The organism is Sporomusa termitida (assembly GCF_007641255.1).
Classification (GTDB): Bacteria; Bacillota; Negativicutes; order Sporomusales; family Sporomusaceae; genus Sporomusa; species Sporomusa termitida.
In genome coordinates, this window is sequence record NZ_CP036259.1 from 3492739 (window position 1) to 3511629 (window position 18891).

Sequence of the window (18891 nt, forward strand, 5' to 3'; positions counted from 1 at the left end):
ACCCTTTTTGAAACTGCCAGCTACCTGCGGTTTCAATTGAATTACCAGATACTAGGGCCGATTATCTGTATAGATAGTCACTTGTCCCTGTTCAATAACAATATCACGCACATTAACGCCAAATGGCAGTTTTTTGAGATCAAGCAGCGACACCTCGGTCAGCAGTGAGCCGCCGATATTACCGACAGGGGTATTATTCAGCCAAAACCGGTCGGCCACAAAATTAATGCTGCGCTGCTCCCGGTCACCGGTAATCCGGCCTTCCAGCTTGATATCAACCCGGGCAATCCCCCCCAGGGTCAGGGCGCTGTCAACCTCCACCTTACCGGGGGAAAGGGTAACAGCGGCATTTTTGACACCTTTTACCGCGCTATTCAAAAATGCCGCCAGTTCCTCCTGCGTAATGGTGGTCGTAATTACGGCATCATCAACCTGCCGGAGCACCAGGGCCCGTTTCGTCAGCAGGGACGTCATATCGACAGCAACACCGGTTAAGACAATATGCATATTCCGCAAGGTAAGCTTGCCGGTCTTAACGTCGCTGACGTCCGCCGACACCCGGTCAAACGTACCGCCCAGCATGAAGACAGCCGGGCTTTTTTCCACTTTGGCGACTACCTGCCTGCTGCCGGTCAGGTCACGCAGCCCCAGGGCCACAGCATCAGATACCACCTTGGGCAGCACGATCTCGACCGCCGCTAACACCATGGTGAAAAACAGAATGATGGTTGTCAGGCGCTTCATGTCCTACCGCCCCCTTTGCGCACTGTCTACGCTATCCCTGTGTATTCAGATCACTCTTTAAATAGGCTTCCAGAAACAAGTCGATCTCTCCGTCCATAACGGCCTGGACATTGCCGGTCTCGGCCGCGGTGCGGTGGTCTTTCACCAGGTTGTAGGGATGAAACACGTAAGAACGGATTTGGCTGCCCCATTCAATCGCCTGATATTCGCCGCCTAATTCCGCTTTCTTATCATCCTGTTTCTGCCGCTCCAGCTCAAACAGCCGCGCCCGCAGCAGGCGCATGCACTGCTCACGGTTTTGAATCTGGGACCGTTCACTCTGACACTGGACAACAACACCGGTAGGCAGATGCGTGATCCGGACCGCCGAGTCCGTTTTGTTGATATGCTGCCCGCCGGCACCGCTGGCCCGGAAGGTATCTACCCGCAAATCAACCGGATTAATGGTAATCTCCACCGAGTCATCAATCTCAGGCATGACGTCAACGGCCGCAAATGAGGTATGCCGGCGGCCGCTGGCATCAAACGGTGAGATACGGACCAGGCGGTGCACGCCCTTTTCGGCTTTTAAATAACCGTAGGCATTGCTGCCGCTGATCATAAGGGTCACACTTTTTACCCCGGCTTCATCACCGGCCAGAAAGTCCAGTGTTTCCACCTTAAAGTTTCGTTTTTCCGCCCAGCGGACATACATGCGGAGCAGCATCTGGGCCCAGTCCTGGGCCTCAGTGCCGCCGGCCCCGGCATGCAGGGTCAAAATGGCATTGTTGCCGTCATATTCCCCGGACAGCATCAGCGTCAGCGCCGCCTGCTCCAGCTCCCGCTCCAGCCCGGCGATACTGGCGGTGATTTCGGTATATACACTCTCGTCAGCCTCTTCAATGCCCAGCTGCCACAGGGTGGCCAGATCGCTGTGACGGACAGCCAGCTCGCGGTGCTGGCCGATACTGTCCTTCAGGCGGGTAACCTCCTGCGCTATTTTCTGCGCTTCCTCAGGCTGTTCCCAGAAAGCCGGATCACTCATCCGATCTTCTAATTCTTCAATACGTTCCGATTTGCCGGCAACGTCAAAGAGAAGCCCTCATTTCCTCAAGCCGGTGGGCCAGGGCCTCAATCGACCCGCGTAAATCCTCTAACAGCACACTCTCACTCTCCTATTTGGCCCCGCAGCAGCGTTTATACTTTTTACCGCTGCCGCAGGGACACAGTTCATTGCGGCCGGTGGTATCGGCATTAACGACAGGCTCGGCCGGCTGGGCCTGCCTGTCGCCCTCTTCCCCGCCGCGGCCGGCCTGGGCCTGCCGCAGATGATCCTCAGGCTGGGCCTGGGAAATAATATTAACCCGGAAGATATAACGGACAATATCTTCCTGTACAGATTCAATCATTTGCTGGAACATATCAAAGCCTTCGAGCTTATACTCAATCAGCGGGTCTTTCTGCCCATAGGCCCGCAAGCCAATCCCCTGCCGCAGCATTTCCATGGCGTCAAGGTGATCCATCCATTTGGCGTCCACAGTTTTGAGCATAACCACTTTTTCCAGTTCGCGCATATTGTCGGGGCCAAACAGGGCCTCCCGGCCGCTGTAGGCGGTGTCGGCCGCTTTCAGCAGCTCTTCTTTGAGCTCTTCCCGGCTCAGAGTGTCAAGCACTTCCACCTTAAGCTCGCCGGCCGGGGCAAAGAAGCCCTCACAGTATTCAATCAGCCCGGCATAATCCCAGTCTTCCGGATACAGCTTTTCATTGGCATACAGGTCCATCCCATGATCGACAAGCTTTTCAATCATATTAAAGATATTTTCTTTCAGATTATCCCCCAGCAGAATTTTCTTCCGCTGACTATAGATAACCTCACGCTGCTGGTTCATTACATTATCATATTCAAGCACATACTTGCGGATGTCAAAATTACGGGCTTCCACCTTTTTCTGGGCTTGCTCAATCGAACGGGTAATCAGCGCATGTTCAATCGGCTCATCTTCCTCCATGCCCAGTTTATCCATAATACCGGCAATATTATCAGAGCCGAACAGGCGCATCAGATCGTCTTCCAGCGACAGGTAAAAACGGGATGACCCCGGGTCCCCCTGGCGTCCGGCCCGGCCGCGCAGCTGGTTATCAATCCGCCGGCTCTCATGCCGTTCAGTCCCGATAATATGCAGCCCGCCCAGGTCGGACACCCCGGCCCCCAGGACAATGTCGGTCCCCCGGCCGGCCATATTGGTCGCAATTGTCACCGCCCCGGCCTGTCCGGCCTGCGCAATAATCTGCGCTTCCATTTCATGGTATTTGGCATTCAGAACATTATGGCGCACACCCTGCTTTTTGAGCATCGCCGACAGATCCTCGGACTGCACAATGGAGGTCGTGCCGACAAGCACCGGCTGGGATTTGCCATGTTTCTCGGCAATCTCGCTGACAACCGCTTTATACTTGGCCCGCTTGGTTTTAAAGATAATATCAGGAAAATCCTGCCGCTGCATCTCCCGGTTCGGGGGAATAACCACAACATCAAGATGATAAATTTTCCGGAATTCAGGCTCTTCGGTCTTGGCAGTACCGGTCATGCCGGCCAGTTTCTTATACATACGGAAATAGTTCTGGAAAGTAATGGTCGCCAGTGTCTGGCTTTCCCGCTCGATTTTTACGCCTTCCTTGGCCTCAATCGCCTGATGCAGACCGTCGGAATAGCGGCGGCCAAACATAAGCCGGCCGGTAAACTCGTCAACAATGATGACTTCACCGTCTTTAACCACATAATCGCGGTCCCGTTTCATCAGGGCATTGGCTTTCAGCGCCTGGTTAAAATGGTGGGACATCTCGATGTTTTCACTTTCATAGAGGTTCTGCACATTAAGCAGCTTTTCCGCTTTCGCCACCCCGGTCTCAGTAGGTGCTACCGTATGGGCTTTCTCGTCAATAGTGTAGTCTTCGCCTTCTGTTAGTTTGGGAACAACCTTCGCCAGTACATAATACATATCTGTCGATTTTTCGCCAGGCCCGGAAATAATCAGCGGTGTCCGCGCTTCATCCACCAGGATACTGTCCACTTCATCGACAATGGAGTAATTGAGCGGCCGCTGCACCATTTGTTCCGGGTAAATAACCATGTTGTCCCGGAGATAGTCAAAGCCAAATTCGTTATTGGTGCCATAGGTGACATCTGCACTGTAGGCCAGTTTGCGTTCATCAAAATCAAGCCCATGGACAATCAGCCCCACAGATAATCCAAGATAACGGTACAGCTTGCCCATCCACTCGCTGTCCCGCTTCGCCAGATAGTCATTAACGGTAACAACATGGACCCCTTTGCCGGTCAGGGCATTCAGGTATACCGGCAGGGTAGCCACCAGGGTTTTCCCCTCGCCGGTACGCATCTCGGCAATTTTACCCTCATGCAGGGTTATGCCGCCTACCATCTGTACATCAAAATGACGCATGGCCAGCACCCGGCGTGACGCTTCCCGCACCACAGCAAACGCCTCCGGCAGCAGCTCATCAATTGTCTGGCCCTTATCAAGGCGGCGCTTAAATTCAGCCGTCCTGGCCGTGAGGGTGGTATCGCTCATGCTCTGAAGCTCAGGTTCAAACGCATTGATTTTTTCCACAAGCAGCATCATGCGTTTGATCTCTTTTTCGTTATCATCACCAAATAAGTTTCGCAAAAATTTAAACAAATTATCACTCCCCGGTAAAACAAAGAATCTTATGTAACAAAGTTCAGACTGCGGTAAACAGTCATAGATATAGTATGTGCCTAATATATGATTTTAACAGATTCCCGGCATAAAGTCAAAAACCGGACAGCCTGGAAAAACGGAAAGAGATTACCCCGCAATGCGGAATAATCTCTCTTTTCAGCCTGTCCTATCCGGCCTGGTGCTGCCCGGGAGTGCTGGGTTTACTGCCTGGGACCGGCTCAATTTCATTGGCTATCCATAAGGGGTTATGATGTTCAGCTTCCTCAATCGTCTGCGTCCCATCCCCAAACATGCATAAAAACTCGCCCCAGTTATAGATACCGAGAAAGATATGGGCAAATACGGATAGTCCGAGGATAATCCCAATCACCAGATGGGCCATATCAAACCAGTACATAACCGCTTTCGGGGCTACAGGCAGGAACGCATATAACGCCCAGCCGGTAACAATTAAGATAATGCCGCCAAAAAACATCATAATCCCCAGCTGCTTCTGACCGGAGTTCATTTTTCCCATCGGCGGTACCGGAATGGTTTTGCCTAACAGCATCTTCTGCGGATAACCGCCGCCAACCAGTAGCCAGTCCTTATCCCGCTGATCCCAGGAAAATATGCGCCGCGTAAAAGCAACAATCCGGTCTAACCCAAATATCGTATAGAGAATACAGGCTATCGTAAGAATGGCGGCCCCAACAATATGGATCTGCATCAGCAGGTTTTGCAGATCATCACCAAATGGCTTCAGCCAGATAAAAAATCCGGTGATTGCCGCCGGTAAAAAACCGAGAATCAACCCCCAGTGAAATAGCCGCGAGATAAGTGGGTGCTTCAGTACCCGCGGGCCGTGTTCATCATGATGGCTCATCAGTCTATCCCTCCTACACCAGCTTAGTCCGGTTTACATATTTAGTTAGTATGAAAGAGTTCCTCGGCCAAATGGCTGAGCGGATTGTGGGCAAATTTTTTGTAGACATCGGTAACCGCCTGATTGTTGTGGCTTTGGCGGATCTTAGCCTTTTCATCATCTTTATATATGCCCTGGGCGCGCATTTTAATGTACTTGGTACGGTCCTGCACCAAGTCTGTGGCCACATACGCCCCGGTCCAGAGAACGGCGCCGGCCACGCCAACGATTCCTAAAAACTCACGCCGCGTAACCTTGACGGCTTTTTCCACATAATCATATCGTGCCATGTTGTCCCCTCCTTATGCCCAAGGCAGTACGGCCTTGGCTTTATCAAGCCATGAAGTACCCATCGGATTTATCGGCTGGCCACCACCGTTGACACAGCCGCCGGGACAGTTCATGATTTCGATGAAGTGATACGGTGACTTGCCGGCTTGCACCTCATCCAGCAGCGGTTTTACATTCTGTTTTGTGCCATGGGCTACGGCTACATTCAAGGTAACCGCGCTGCCGGTCTTGGCATCTTTCAGGGTAACAGCGGCTTCTTTTACGCCCTGGAGACCCCGTACCGGTTTAAATTCCAGCACATCCAGCTCTGTACCGGTGATAACAAAATAGGCTGTCCGCAGCGCAGCCTCCATTACACCGCCGGTATTGGCAAAGATGGTAGCCGCCCCGCTGTACTGAGCCAAAGGGTTGTCTTGATCACTATACTCCGCCACAGTCCGGACATTGATGTTCAGTTTTTTAAACAGGCGGGCCAGATCTCTGGTTGTGAGCACTACATCAATATCAGGATAGTCGCCTGATTGTCCCTGAGTTTGCCAATAGTGGGCGGCGCTGTGGAACTCAGGGCGCGAGGCCTCAAACTTTTTCGCAGTACAGGGCATAATCCCCACCATAAATACGTCCGCCGGCGCTACCTGCCATATCTCGGCCGCACCATAGGTTTTCCCCAGGGCGCCGGCCATCATCATCGGCGACTTGGCCGAGGACATATGGGGCAGCAGCTCCGGGTAATACAGCTCGGCATAGGTGACCCAGGCCGGGCAGCAGGAAGTAAACTGCGGCAATGGTCCTAAGTGATGCGCTGTCGGCTCACCCAGGGCATAGTGCCGGATCTTGGCGATCAGCTCCATTCCCTCTTCCATAATGGTCTGATCGGCCGTAAAGTTAGTGTCCAGAACCTTAAAACCAGCCTCTTTCATAGCCCCATACAGCTTTTCGGTAACCAGGCTGCCCGGCTCCATCCCAAACTCTTCCCCAATAGCGACGCGAACGGCCGGCGCTATTGTTCCCACTACCGTCACCTGCTTGTTCTTAAGCTTGTCGATCACCTGGTCCACGACGTCCACAGTATCCTGGGGCGCGCCGAAGGGACAGTTGATAAGACATTGACCACAAGACACACATTTTTCGCCGTCAATCTTATGTATGGCTCCATATTTACCCTCGATAGCATCGGTTGGGCAAAAAGCCTTACACGAATCACAGCCCTTGCATGTCTTGCGGTCAATTTCAATAATGCCGGTTTTTTCCTGTGCTTGAAAACCTTTCAAGACAAAACCTCCTCACCATAAAAATAATAATTAGTCCTTGAAACCGGGGAACTTTGTGAAAATTGGAACAATTTCGGCCCGTTGAATTGCTATGATTATATAAATACCTGCTATAACTGTAAATTATAAAATAGGTCTTGTCAATATTACGGACTTGTATCTGTAAGTTATTTATTTCACTACAAAGAAAAATCGCTTAGAAGTTTAATTTTTAGCCTCAGCGTGCATACTAATATAAAAGGTTATAGGGGTTTATCATCTGGGAGGGTTACCATGAGCCGTGATGTTTTAAATATACTGGATATTGCCGGCCAGCTTGCCGACCTGAAGGATGTCGATTACAGGAATACCCTGGCAATCGCCGTGCTTATTGAGCTGCTGATTGAAAAAGGCCTGTTCACCAGACAGGAATTTATGAAAAAGTCCCGGGAAATGGAGTCGGCATCGTTGGCCGAGATTATTCTGAAACGCCGTTCGGAGATACAAAGCCAGCGGCAAATGTAAAGGGGCTGTCGCCTAGCGAGCCCTCACAGCAAACAAACGACGGCCACCGGCAGCAGCCGGAAGCCGTCGTTTGTTGTAAAAGCAGGTTTGTGAAATACCAGCAATTACAGCTGGCTTAGACAAGCAGCGGGAGTGGCGCAAGCTGCTGCAGCCCTACCGGTGCAGGCAGGTCATAAGCTCCCGGCGGATCTGGCGGCTGTCCCGCAACCCCTGCCGGTAGGCAATTTCCGCCGCCTGCCCGGACTCCAGCGCCGTGAGTGCCTCGAAATCCATGACCAAACCGGTCATTTCCGGCTGCTGGGCCTTCAGGGCCCGGGCCAGTACCAGCAGCTTGCCCAGGGCGGCACTGACCTCGGCGGCGGTTTTACTGTAGCGGGCATCGTGGGTGCCGGCCAGGTTGAGGATCTGGTCCACCCTGGTAAACACGTACTGGTCAAAAACCTCGCTCAACAGCCTGGTCAGCATAACCCCACCCGCCTGTCCGGGCCGGGGCCGGCGCCGGCAGCCGGCGGCCCGGCGGGCAGCGGTGTCACGGCGGCGGACAGCGGGGAGCGCTGGCCGGAACCGGGTTCTTTGTTGGTCAAACAATTTTATCCCCCCTATACTTAGGCCGGGGCAGAAGGCTGCAGGCCCTGCCGCCGGCTGTTTACAGGGGGAAATTAAAAGAACGCAGGCGCAGGCTTTACCCTACACATGCGTTCTGCTTCGATAACTGCTACAGCCCCAATACCAAATAAGCCGGCTATACCCGGCTCGACAGCAAGGCGGTCAAAGCGGTAAGTCAGGGCTGGCCCTGCTGCTGCCAATTGGCTGAGGAGAGAAGGAATGATTTGCTGCATCGTCGCACTAACAGCCCGGCGCCGCCGGCAACGTCCCTTCTTATACCCGCGTCCCCCCGCTTGTGCTGGGGCAGAAACGCGGTGTATAATAGAAATGTCGTCGTGGACAGCTTGACTGTTACGTGTAGGTGTTATGGCACCTTGCGCGGGCCTGGAAGTGCTTCCAACACTTTCAGGTCACGGCGACTTTTAATTTCCACCTATTTCTAATTATAGCCTGTTTGCGGGGAATTGCAAGTAAAGTTACGCTGTTTCCCGGTTCTGGGCATAAGAAAAACCGCGGGCACGGTCTTTTGGCTTTGCGCATAGCAGATAATCCTGGACAGCAAGGGGATGGGCTTACTTTTGGCATTGCCCCAAAGTAACCAAAAGGTCTAGGCCCGGAGCCTCCAAAAGCTGAAAAGCCGGGCGGTATTCCTAAAATCCGCAAACTCGCTACGCGCTCAAACAGTGCGGATTTCTTAACGGCATACCGCCCGGCTTTTCTCCTGCGGACCGCTTTTTCCGGCAATGGCCGGGGGGTACCGGGGTTGCGGGGCCGCCATTTCCTTGCGCAAGCCGGACATTGACCTTGACTGCCCTTATTTTATAAGGACTTTCAGCCTCTTATAAATTCCGATACATTAAAAAAAGCGGCCGCCAGGCGTTTTTTTCAAAACGCCTGGCGGCACGCGCCCTGCTGGCCACTATTTAAATTCAGGTTCAATCAGACCGTACTGCCCGTCTTTCCGGCGGTATACGACATTAACCTCTTCCGTGTCTGCATTCATAAAAACGAAGAAATCATGGTTGATGAGGTTCATCTGCATAACAGCCTCATCGGCACTCATCGGCTTAACAGCAAAGCGTTTGGTTTTAACAATGCTGAACTCGTCTTCGCTGTCCAGGTGAGCTGCCGGCGATGCAGTCAGTATCAAATCAGTTTTAAAGCTGCCGCTTTTCAGCTTACGGGATAGTTTGGTTTTATATTTCTCAATTTGTTTTTCCAGTTTTTCAATAACCAAGTCAATAGAAGCGTACATATCGTTCGTAGATTCTTCACCCCGGAGGAGTATGCCGTTGATAGGCACCGTAACCTCGACAATGTGCCGGCCTTTATTAACAGTGAGGATTGCAGTAATCTCGCCTGTGCTGGCACCATCGAAGTATTTAGTGACTTTACCAACGCGTTTGGCGACATAGTCTTTTAGTGCAGGTGTAATCTCAATATTTTTTCCACGTACTGTAATTGCCATACTACCCATCCCCTTTCCTGATCCTATATATCTAATATTCCCCATTTGCCGAAAAATTCCTTTCAAAAAATTCATACTTTAAATTTTTCTGTAATTTTTTTTACATAATTCCCGAAATTTAGGCATATCAGTACTAGAAAACACGGCGTGCGCCGCGCCGTGGGCGAAAGCGTAAGCCGATGCTGCCCTTATTCAGGGAAAGCTATACTTTCTGGCAGGATAAAAAATTAAAACCCGGCGACAGTATTGTCGCCGGGTATGATTTATGTTGTTTATAGGTCTTATTGCGCTTTATAGACGTTGCTGGCTTGCGGTCCGCGCGCACCGTCAACGATTTCAAATTCAACTTGCTGGCCTTCATTCAGGGTCTTAAAGCCTTGATCCTGAATAGCCGAGAAATGCACGAACACGTCGCCGCCATCTTCTCGCTCAATGAATCCGTAACCTTTTTCTGCGCTGAACCACTTAACTTTACCAATCATGTGAAACTCCTCCTAAGATAAACTACAGACCGCTTTTTGCAGTCACAAGTGGAAGTATAACATATATTTACAGCAATGTCAACGCGACCACCTGGCAGGAGTCTACAGGATCTTAGACAGGAAAGCCTGGGTCCGCTCTTCGCGGGCGTGCAAAAAGATTTCGTCCGGCGTGCCTTCCTCGACAATCCGGCCTTCGTCCATAAACAGCACCCGGTCGCCAACCTCGCGGGCAAATCCCATTTCATGGGTGACGACAGCCATGGTCATCCCTTCATGGGCCAGGGTCTTCATTACATCCAGCACCTCTTTGATCATCTCCGGATCAAGGGCTGAGGTAGGTTCGTCAAACAACATCACTTTCGGCTTCATGGCCAGGGCCCGGGCAATGGCTACCCGTTGCTGCTGGCCGCCGGACAACTGCTCGGGGTAAACCCGGGCTTTATCGGCAAGCCCCACTTTTTCCAGCAGGTTAAAGGCGACCTTTTCCGCCTCAGCCCGCGATAAATTCCGGACTTTGACCGGGGCCAGCGAGATATTGTCCAATACCGTCATATGCGGGAAAAGGTTAAACCGCTGGAAAACCATGCCCACTTCTTCCCGGACTTTATTGATATTCGCCTCATTGGTAAGCGGGATGCCGTCAACCGTAATCTCGCCCTCAGTCGGCTGTTCCAGATAGTTGATACAGCGCAGCAGGGTACTCTTGCCGGAGCCGCTGGGACCGATAATAACAACAACCTCCTGTTCGCTGATATGAGTGGTTACACCCTTCAGAACATGCAGCTTGCCAAATTTTTTATGCAGATCCTTAATGCTTATCATCAGTCTTGTACCTCCGCTCAAGATAATCCACAAGGCGGGATATGGTAAAGGTCATTACCAGATAAATAAAGGCTACTGTCAGCCAGATTTCAAAAGAGCCATAGGTCCGGGCAATAATAAGCTGGCCGCGCCGTGTAAGCTCCTCAAAGCCGATTACCGACACCAGGGAGGAGTCCTTAAGCATGGCAATAAACTCGTTGCCCAGCGGCGGAATAATGCGTTTAAAGGCCTGCGGCAAAATGATATAGCGCATCGTCTGCGCCCAGGTCATGCCCAGTGAACGGCCGGCCTCCATTTGTCCTTTGTCAATGGACTGAATCCCGGCCCGGAAGATCTCGGCCACATAAGCGCCGCTGTTAACACTACAGGCGGTGATGGCGGCAATAAAGGGGTCAATCCGCTGGCCAACCACCAGCGGCAGGGCAAAATAAATCAGAAAAATCTGGACCAACAGCGGCGTTCCCCGGATAAAGTCTACGTACAAGGCAGCAAGTGTTTTCACAGGCCAGAGCGTGGACAGGCGGGCCATCCCGACAAACATCCCGATCAGCAGGCCAAAACCAACACTAAGCGCCGAAATCTGCACTGTAACCCCGGCCCCCATCAGGAGCAGCGGAAACGAACGGATAATTAAATCAAAATCAAAATTCACATTCCTCACCCTTAATTAAAATGTATAAGGTGTATAAAATCACATGACAATTATATGCGGACAGGCAGTGGGTGTCAATAAATTTTTGGCCTGCGCAAAGACCTGGCTTGTGCCAATCCGTTAAAATACCGGCAACGTTTTTACTTATTATCAGCAAGGGGAAACTTGCTGATAATGTAAAAAACGGCGCGAAATATCGCGCCGTTGCCGATCCAGCCCTATTGAGGAGGTTTCTTGCCAAACCATTTTACATAGATTTTCTCATATTCGCCATTTTTCTTAAGTTCATCCAGTGCGGTATTAAGCTTGTCGACTAACTCGGTGCTTTTCTTGGAGGTGGCAATGCCATAATCCTCGGAAGTCAGCGGCTCACCAACAATTTTAGCATCTTTGCCGCCAGCCTGGGCGATATAATATTCGTTAACAGGCAGGTCGTTGACCACGGCATCCACACCGCCGGCTTTGAGTTCCATAAAGGCTTCCGGCGCAGTATTAAACTCACGGATTTTCGCATCTTTAATCTTTTTGGCTTCCTCAGACCCGGTTGTGCCGATTTGTACGGCAATACTCTTGCCTTCAAGATCCTTAAATGATTGCAGGGTATTATTATCAGCCTTTACAACCATTGACAGGCCCGATTTGTAATACGGTTTGGTGAAATTAACCTTCTTAGCCCGTTCTTCCGTGATCGTCATCGCCGAAATTGTGGCATCAATGTTGCCTGCTTCCAGGGCCGGGATCAGACCGTCAAAATTCATACTCTGGACCTGAACCTCCATCCCCAATTGTTTGCCGATAGCTTTGATCAGGTCCATGTCAAAACCAACATATTCTTTTGATTTTTCGTCCTGGAACTCAAACGGAGCAAACGCAGTATCAGAGCCGACTTTAAGCACTGCGGCCTTAGGCTGTTCCGCCGGCTTGGACGACTGGCCACAGCCGGCAAGCCCGAGCGCCATGACAAATATAACAAGCACGGATAAGGCAATCAGTTTTTTCGACACGTAGATAACCCCCTTATAAAGTGTTAAAAGATCTATAATGATTATACGATTCTCAGTATATTTAGACAAGTATTTAAGCATGTATACATATACAAAATATATTAGTTTATATCCAAAGTACATTTTCCTGACACAGTCCTTAATCGGTGTACTTTACGGCAAATTAAAAGCCCGGGTATACTGAATCCCGGGCATAGTATGCTGCAATATAAGTATGCTGCAATATATATAATATAAATTATTGCTCTTTTTTGGCGATAAAGCAGTCACGGCAGTAAATAGGGCGGTCATTGCGAGGTTTAAACGGAACCTGAGTAGTCACACCACACTCAGCGCATACTGCCTCATGCATCTCCCGCTGGGTTGTCTGAGCATCCCCACCATCACGGCTGCGTCTTCTATTGCCCCTGCATTCACGACAACGGGCAGGTTCGTTTTCAAAACCTTTTTCTGCGTAAAACTCCTGCTCCCCTGCTGTGAAAACAAAGTCTATTCCACAGTCCTTGCACTTAAGAGTTCTGTCCTGAAAAGCCATTAACGAAATCCCCTCACCTTATGAATTTAAAAACCACTGCTTAGCCGACCTGGTCTTTGACCCCACACCCGCCTGCTGGGAATTTCGCTAATAGGAGTTAACCCCTCACTACAGTTCCTCTCGGTCAACTTTAACCCTAATAACCGCCTGTTACTGGGACCGGCAGGGCTTACCTCTAAGCCGCACCATGCTCAAAGCCGCTTTGGGCTCCTTACGTGGGTCGTTTCGCCTGCGACTGGCATCGACTTTCAACCACAGACCTAAGCAAATTGGTTCTTATCTTAAATTATAGATTTCACTTCTGAAAAAAGCAAGTATATATTTTCAGATGGTTTGAAAATATGGTTATATTTAACAAGGAATTGCGTAAATAGGCTTAACAAGGGTGCCGGCCGCACTGTCAGGCTGGCAGATGGCACAGTGGGCGATGAGCCTGGGGAAAACCAGGAAACCTCTCACTCAGGAGCTAATCAAACACTGCCCCTGGGTTCAGGTTAACATGTTAATTTAGAAGCAAATGTATACATCCTTTTATTTATTGGCGCACCAGAAAAAAATTCGGGCCGTATTAAACGTAGGTGACAAAACTGGAGTTGAAGTAGTATTTAGCCTGTTTCGCCACCACCGACTGCACCACACTGTTGAGGACCGGCACCAAGGACCTGTCGCCGGCCAACAGCTGGCGGACTGCCGCCGGCTCTTCAGCCGCGGCTTCGCGAAAGCGCCGCTCGCTGAACTTCATATTGCCGGTCGCCTGATCCAGGGTTAACCCGATACTCTCAAATTTTGCCGCGGCCGGCCCCTGCAGCACGGCTTGCACCTGCTGCAGCAATTTAGCGCCTTCACTGTTTAAATAACCATAGGACTGTAAGGCTTCATTCGTCTGGTTGTAAGCACTGACAAGCCTGTCAGTGGCACTCAGCAGCTTAAAATTATACACCGAGTCGGTCGGCGAGATTTCATACAGTGTGTCAAGCAACCCCCCCTGGGCAAAGTTCTTGAGCGCAGCCTGCAAATTAGTGGCAGCTGTATTCAACCCGGCCACTTCTTTGTTGACCGCTTCCGTGGACGGATAAAAAACAGCAGAGCCCGGCCGCGGCTGTCCGCTCCCGGCCGGGCTCTGCTGATAGTCTGTCCGATAAGTTACCGGTAATATAGCCATCGCTGTCTCCTTTACAAGTAGTCCACCAAGCCCAAATCTACAGTGTTCTTGGCGCGATATTTCCCGTCCAGCTTCGTTGTCGTCGCCTTACATATGTCCGATATGCGCGGCTCCTTCGCCTTGCTGGGCGAAAAATCTCACGCATTTCATCCTATAGCTTTAGACTTGGCGGACTACTAGCTTTTCCGGTCAAACCGGATACCGGACACCGTTACTCCCAGACCATCATAGGAGCGGGACCGGTTATGATTGCTTTTCGTTTTGTTCAATAGGGTCCGCAGCTGGCCCATGATCCGCTGGTTATCCTGCTGAATCGCAAACACCATCTGTTTGGCCCGGGCCGGCGGCAGAAAATCAATCTGCCGTCCGTCCAGCTCAGTTTGCAGCCGTTCCCGCTGATCCAGCAATTCATAAAAGAGTTCCAGCTCTTCCTGGTCGATGAACTTAAGCATTTCCCGGGTCAGAAACAGATAATCCTCCCACAGTTGCCGTGTTGTCTTCACTTACCAACCACCGCCTAACTGCCAAGCTGCTGCGATAACCATAAACTCTGCTGGCTTAATTTGGAAAGGGCCGCCTCCATGGCATCAAACTGCGTATAGTAGCGTGATTCTATATTGGCTAAGCGGCTGGTCATTGTCGTCAGGCGTTCCTCATAGTCAGTTAACCGCTTCGCTAAATTACTGGTTGTATCGGTGGTATTCGCTTTGCCGGCTTCTGTTTGCAGCTTTTGCAGCGAACCGTACATCTGCTCATAAACCCGGTTGGCAACCCCTTCGGTAGCGATGGTATCACCGCTGGTGCCAAAAATCTTGAAAACAATATCCGGGTCTTCTTCCAGCGCTTTCCGCAAGTCATCCTCTTTGACATACAGCTTGCCCTTTAACGACGACTCGCTGTTGAAATTGCCCTCGTCATCTACATAGGATCCTGTACCAATCCCAATATCGGCTGCACTTTGATATTTGCCAGACAAGCCTGCAATCGGCTCAATAAAGCTCAGCCGCAGCTTGTTGACCATGTCGGTCAGGATCGGGTCACGGCGCAGCATACCGCTTTTGGCTTTTTCCTCCCAGGCCTTGATTTCGCTTTCTTTCATGTCTGCCTTTTGTTCATCGGTAAGCGGAGCGAAGTCGCGGTATTTGTCCTCACTGAGCTCATTATTCAACGCCGAAAGATAGGTATTATAAGTCTCGATAAAAGATTTAACCGTGGCAATTGTTTTATCAATATCCGACTTTACCTCAATGGTGGTCGGTATCGGATTCCCGGCAGTATCGGCATAGCTGACTGATTTTAGATTATAAGAGACGCCGGAAATGGTAAAGGTATTGGACGCCTGTTCCAGCTTCACGCCATCAAGGGTAAGACTGGCGTTTTGGCCGCGTTCGCTCAGGCTCACCAGGCCCAACGTGTCGGCCAGAAAGCTTTTAGAAGCAGCGTCATCGCCTTCCAGGGTAAATTCATCATTAATACTGCCGGCTTTTATGACAATGCGACCGTTGGCATCGACAGCAGCCGTCCCGGCACCTGCCTCTGCATTCAGCTGGCTAAGAAAATCGTTAATTGAAGTGGCCGCGTCCAGGCTGATTGTTTTAGTCCCCGCCTGGGTCTTAACGGTAAAGCTTAACGGGCCTGTTACAGGCTTGGCTAATTCATCGGCATCAAAGGCAGCCGTACGGCTTACCAAACCACTGGTGTCCACAAGCGAGCCGGTGCTGCCCAGTTTGAGCTTAGCAAACAGAAAATCCATGCCTTCCGCACTGGTGCCGCTGAAATCAACGTTTGCCGCCGCGCCGGTCTTATTGGTGTATAAATAAAACCGGTCTAAGGTAGCGTCATAATTGGCCTTTAGATCAATACCGGCATTATTAATCTGAGTGACAACATCATTAAGAGACTTGCTGGTATCGACTGTAATCTCTTTCCCATTGATCATGAGATTAAATGAAGTTCCTTCATCATATCCAAACTGAGCCTGCAAGGAGGTCTTCAGCTTGCCCTCTCCGGTAATACCGGCACTGCTGGACAGCTTAACGCCGTCGGCCAACCGGTCGACAATGACGCTGTGGCTGACATTGGCCGCTTCACCGTTGGCCGTGGCACTAACGACCGCATCATTCATCGAGGTTACCAGCTTCGGCGACAGGTTGCTTTGTTTCCTGAAGTCTGACACCGTTTTGTTACGGAATTCCTCAGTTAAGGAATAAATAGTGTTAAAATCTTTTTTCTTCCATTCCACCTGGGTTTTCTGCTGCCACACTTTATCATACGACGCACGGCGGGCCTTCATTAAATCTTTAACAAGCTGATCAACATCCATACCGGAGCCGCTTAAGCCATAGGTACGCATTACCATGTGAATCCCTCCTGAATTTGAATCCTGTATCTCTATATATAGTAATTAAGCCTTTTTATCCAGCAGAAAGCCAACAAATTCTCTAATCTTGGCTATCGTATCCAAAAATTCATGGGGCGGAAACTCTTTCAATACGGTATTGGTCTTGATATCGACAACCTGCACAATAAGCTGCTGTGTTCCTTCATGAAGTTCAAATTGAAGATCCGAATTTGCCAGCTGCATAAATTTCGTCATTTCCGCCGACATTTCTTCCAGCTTCTTACGGTCGCCTTCGGCCTCAGTCTCTTTACCAGGCAACAGGTCCTGCTCAACAGTACCGCTAACCTTTCCCTCCAGCTGTGGATTATAGGCTTTACTATTAAAGTTATTGGCAGCTTCAGCCGGCTTCAATGAATTCATGTAATAAACACCTCAATTTATGCGTTATCATATTATATTATCGATAATTTTTCATTTTTCTTTAGTGAATTATGTAAAAATAGTTAACAGCATCTTCGCAGTCTCCGCCCAGCCTCATTCATCAGGACCTCGTAAAAAGCGGCAAAAGCAGCCCTGGACTTATTGGCGGCAATAGACACCGCAAAAATTTCTACTCAATTTACTTAAGGTATGACAAATTATATAATGGTACTACAAAGCTTAGCGGGAGGTCACCAAGTATGAAAAAGCAATACGGGATCGTTTTTCTTCTCTGAATTCCGCCAAGGAAGAAGGCAGACTTGAAGGCAAACTCGAGATCGCCCGGGTGATGCTTAAACAAGGCTTGCCTGTAGAAACAGTTGCACAATGCACTGCCATTCCTGCAAGCGAACTGACCAAACTGTTGGAACAGTAATTACCGGAAAGTTTCTAATCTGGCATTCTTATAATTTATTAAGAGGCACTCATTTTTGAGTTGCCTCTTTTTTGTTCAGCGACAACAGGACCCCGGGGTCCCTTATTGTCCCTTGAAAAATCACCCTGCTGCTGCTATAATGTAATTACAATATAATTACACTAGGAGGTTAATATGGAAGCCGATATAATCAGAATAGGTAATTCTAAAGGTATTCGTATCCCTGCCAGTTTGCTAAAACAATGCGGAATAGACAAAAAGGTCGTAATTAAGGTAGACGGTAATATAATCACACTGGCACCTGCCCGTGCTCCTCGTCAGGGATGGGAAGAAGCGTTTAAAAAAGCGGCCTCAAGAGTACACGAAGATGACTCTGTTATCTATGATGATACAATTGACCTCGACCTGCTGGAGGAGAAGCCTTCCAATGTATGAACAATATAGTGTATATTGGGTAGACCTGAACCCGACCAAAGGCGGTGAAATGAATAAAGTCCGTCCCTGTGTGATACTCTCACCGACTGAAGCAAATAAATACTTTCTGACAGTTATTTCTGCGCCCATAACCAACACAGACTTAGGACTACCCACACGCTGTAAAATTAAAGTAAAAAATGTAACAGGGTTTGTTGCCTTAGATCAAATGAGGGCATTAGATAAAACTCGCTTCTGTGATAAAGCAGGTAGCTTGCGTGATGCAGAGATACAAATAATTAAGTCAATCATTAAGGAATACCTAGTAGATTAAATATCCCTCAAAGCAAAACCAACTGCCGGAAAGTTCCTAATCTGCCATTCCTTATAAATACTCGACTGTTCATAAATAAGAAATATGCGATAATATGAATGAGTGAAATCACTGAAGTATCTTATTCTTGAATCAAGGTAATGTAGATACTTCCTTTTATTTTTTTCTGATATAATTTATCTTTGGCGAGAAAGAACGCAAGGCAGTTACGTTAAACCTGCTAAACACTCAGGAATTGGAGGAATTAACGAGGATGGATCCGTCTATTCGTGAGGCCCTGCAAGCTGTCAATACCTATATGAGTAATCCCCAAAAGCGGCGGGAATATAAATTGCGCGAAAAGGCAATCCGGGATCATTTTTCTTCTCTTAATTTCGCCAGGGAAGAAGTCCGGCTTGAAGGCAAGCTCAAAGTTGCCGGGGCTATGCTTAACCAAGGCTTTTCCCCGGAAACAGTTGCCCAAGGCACGGCCATTCCTATAAATGAACTAACCAAACTGTTGGAACAGTAATTACCGGGAACTTTTCCGCCTGACATTCTCATAATTTATTGGAGGCGCTCATGCTGAGCTGCCTCTTTTCTTTGTTCAGCAGCAACAGTAGTATCATCATCACAAATCGCAAGGCCTGACCCCATGTGCGTCCATCATGTGCGTCCATAACAATTTATTTTACACTTATTAGAATACTAAATTTCTAATAAGAATTAACAATTTGTTTTGCCCTGGAATATGTGAAGACTAGTTGAAAGCTATGGCTATGCACCGCTTATGTTGTGAGATCGGAAAACACTTAACAGAA

General features: G+C 49.5%; 22 protein-coding genes. 5 read left to right on the forward strand and 17 right to left on the reverse strand.

What is annotated here, in order from left to right; translation table 11 throughout:
• Positions 1-51: 51 nt before the first annotated feature.
• The 6 genes from SPTER_RS16390 to SPTER_RS16415 all read right to left on the reverse strand — a co-directional run bounded on the left by SPTER_RS16390 (position 52) and on the right by SPTER_RS16415 (position 6911).
• The gene (locus tag SPTER_RS16390) at positions 52-744 is read right to left on the reverse strand and encodes an LmeA family phospholipid-binding protein (protein ID WP_144351356.1); all 693 of its coding nucleotides are present in this window, start codon (positions 742-744) and stop codon (positions 52-54) included.
• Positions 745-775: 31 nt separating this feature from the next.
• Positions 776-1886, reverse strand: a protein-coding gene (gene prfB, locus SPTER_RS16395) for a peptide chain release factor 2 (protein ID WP_211367307.1) whose coding sequence is annotated in 2 segments (ribosomal slippage) — positions 776-1813 and positions 1815-1886 — 1110 coding nt in all. Because the reading frame shifts where the segments join, the coding sequence is not laid out codon by codon here.
• Positions 1887-1898: 12 nt separating this feature from the next.
• Positions 1899-4421: a preprotein translocase subunit SecA gene (secA, locus tag SPTER_RS16400; RefSeq protein ID WP_144351357.1), complete on the reverse strand. Its 2523-nt coding sequence runs from the start codon at positions 4419-4421 to the stop codon at positions 1899-1901.
• Positions 4422-4611: 190 nt separating this feature from the next.
• Entirely contained in the window at positions 4612-5310 is a 699-nt protein-coding gene (locus SPTER_RS16405; RefSeq protein WP_144351358.1) for a cytochrome b/b6 domain-containing protein, read from the reverse strand.
• A gap of 41 nt (positions 5311-5351) precedes the next feature.
• Positions 5352-5639 (reverse strand): iron hydrogenase small subunit, encoded by a 288-nt coding sequence (locus tag SPTER_RS16410; RefSeq protein ID WP_144351359.1) that lies wholly within the window; start codon positions 5637-5639, stop codon positions 5352-5354.
• 12 nt (positions 5640-5651) lie between these two features.
• Positions 5652-6911, reverse strand: coding sequence for a [FeFe] hydrogenase, group A (locus SPTER_RS16415; RefSeq protein ID WP_144351360.1), 1260 nt, complete (start codon positions 6909-6911; stop codon positions 5652-5654).
• Between the two features lie 273 nt (positions 6912-7184).
• Here SPTER_RS16415 and SPTER_RS16420 point away from each other — a divergent pair, with 273 nt between their 5' ends.
• Positions 7185-7415, forward strand: a complete 231-nt coding sequence (locus tag SPTER_RS16420) for a hypothetical protein (protein ID WP_144351361.1) — start codon at positions 7185-7187, stop codon at positions 7413-7415.
• Between the two features lie 153 nt (positions 7416-7568).
• Here the strand turns inward: SPTER_RS16420 and SPTER_RS16425 are convergent, their stop codons facing one another.
• From SPTER_RS16425 to SPTER_RS16460, 7 genes are all read right to left on the reverse strand, one after another.
• The gene (locus SPTER_RS16425) at positions 7569-8003 is read right to left on the reverse strand and encodes a hypothetical protein (RefSeq protein WP_144351362.1); all 435 of its coding nucleotides are present in this window, start codon (positions 8001-8003) and stop codon (positions 7569-7571) included.
• Positions 8004-8940: 937 nt separating this feature from the next.
• Positions 8941-9489 (reverse strand): ribosome hibernation-promoting factor, HPF/YfiA family, encoded by a 549-nt coding sequence (gene hpf, locus SPTER_RS16435; protein WP_144351364.1) that lies wholly within the window; start codon positions 9487-9489, stop codon positions 8941-8943.
• A 281-nt stretch (positions 9490-9770) separates the two neighbouring features.
• Positions 9771-9971: a cold shock domain-containing protein gene (locus SPTER_RS16440; RefSeq protein ID WP_084574156.1), complete on the reverse strand. Its 201-nt coding sequence runs from the start codon at positions 9969-9971 to the stop codon at positions 9771-9773.
• Positions 9972-10073: 102 nt separating this feature from the next.
• Positions 10074-10793, reverse strand: coding sequence for an amino acid ABC transporter ATP-binding protein (locus SPTER_RS16445; RefSeq protein ID WP_144351365.1), 720 nt, complete (start codon positions 10791-10793; stop codon positions 10074-10076).
• Positions 10780-11445: an amino acid ABC transporter permease gene (locus SPTER_RS16450; protein ID WP_144351366.1), complete on the reverse strand. Its 666-nt coding sequence runs from the start codon at positions 11443-11445 to the stop codon at positions 10780-10782. The genes SPTER_RS16445 and SPTER_RS16450 overlap by 14 nt, the downstream gene beginning before the upstream one ends.
• Before the next feature lie 218 nt (positions 11446-11663).
• Complete coding sequence (locus SPTER_RS16455) at positions 11664-12449, reverse strand: basic amino acid ABC transporter substrate-binding protein (protein ID WP_144351367.1); 786 nt, start codon at positions 12447-12449, stop codon at positions 11664-11666.
• A 238-nt stretch (positions 12450-12687) separates the two neighbouring features.
• Positions 12688-12984 carry a zinc-ribbon domain containing protein gene (locus SPTER_RS16460; RefSeq protein WP_144351368.1) on the reverse strand — a complete coding sequence of 99 codons (297 nt, stop codon included), beginning with the start codon at positions 12982-12984 and terminating at the stop codon, positions 12688-12690.
• 333 nt (positions 12985-13317) lie between these two features.
• Here SPTER_RS16460 and SPTER_RS24835 point away from each other — a divergent pair, with 333 nt between their 5' ends.
• Positions 13318-13482: a hypothetical protein gene (locus SPTER_RS24835; RefSeq protein ID WP_170233306.1), complete on the forward strand. Its 165-nt coding sequence runs from the start codon at positions 13318-13320 to the stop codon at positions 13480-13482.
• Positions 13483-13552: 70 nt separating this feature from the next.
• Here SPTER_RS24835 and fliD (SPTER_RS16465) read toward each other — a convergent pair whose 3' ends face one another.
• From fliD (SPTER_RS16465) to SPTER_RS16480, 4 genes are all read right to left on the reverse strand, one after another.
• Positions 13553-14146 (reverse strand): flagellar filament capping protein FliD, encoded by a 594-nt coding sequence (gene fliD / locus SPTER_RS16465; RefSeq protein WP_144351369.1) that lies wholly within the window; start codon positions 14144-14146, stop codon positions 13553-13555.
• 176 nt (positions 14147-14322) lie between these two features.
• Positions 14323-14649, reverse strand: coding sequence for a hypothetical protein (locus tag SPTER_RS16470; RefSeq protein WP_144351370.1), 327 nt, complete (start codon positions 14647-14649; stop codon positions 14323-14325).
• A 14-nt stretch (positions 14650-14663) separates the two neighbouring features.
• Positions 14664-16505, reverse strand: coding sequence for a flagellar filament capping protein FliD (gene fliD / locus SPTER_RS16475; protein WP_144351371.1), 1842 nt, complete (start codon positions 16503-16505; stop codon positions 14664-14666).
• Between the two features lie 45 nt (positions 16506-16550).
• On the reverse strand, positions 16551-16907 hold the full coding sequence (locus tag SPTER_RS16480; protein WP_144351372.1) for a flagellar protein FlaG: 357 nt from the start codon (positions 16905-16907) through the stop codon (positions 16551-16553).
• Positions 16908-17517: 610 nt separating this feature from the next.
• Here SPTER_RS16480 and SPTER_RS16485 point away from each other — a divergent pair.
• The 3 genes from SPTER_RS16485 (at position 17518) to SPTER_RS16495 (ending at position 18602) form a co-directional block, all read left to right on the forward strand.
• Complete coding sequence (locus SPTER_RS16485) at positions 17518-17778, forward strand: AbrB/MazE/SpoVT family DNA-binding domain-containing protein (RefSeq protein WP_144351373.1); 261 nt, start codon at positions 17518-17520, stop codon at positions 17776-17778.
• The gene (locus SPTER_RS16490; protein ID WP_144351374.1) at positions 17771-18091 is read left to right on the forward strand and encodes a type II toxin-antitoxin system PemK/MazF family toxin; all 321 of its coding nucleotides are present in this window, start codon (positions 17771-17773) and stop codon (positions 18089-18091) included. The genes SPTER_RS16485 and SPTER_RS16490 overlap by 8 nt, the downstream gene beginning before the upstream one ends.
• 253 nt (positions 18092-18344) lie before the next feature.
• Positions 18345-18602: a hypothetical protein gene (locus tag SPTER_RS16495; protein ID WP_144351375.1), complete on the forward strand. Its 258-nt coding sequence runs from the start codon at positions 18345-18347 to the stop codon at positions 18600-18602.
• The last annotated feature ends 289 nt before the right edge of the window (positions 18603-18891 follow it).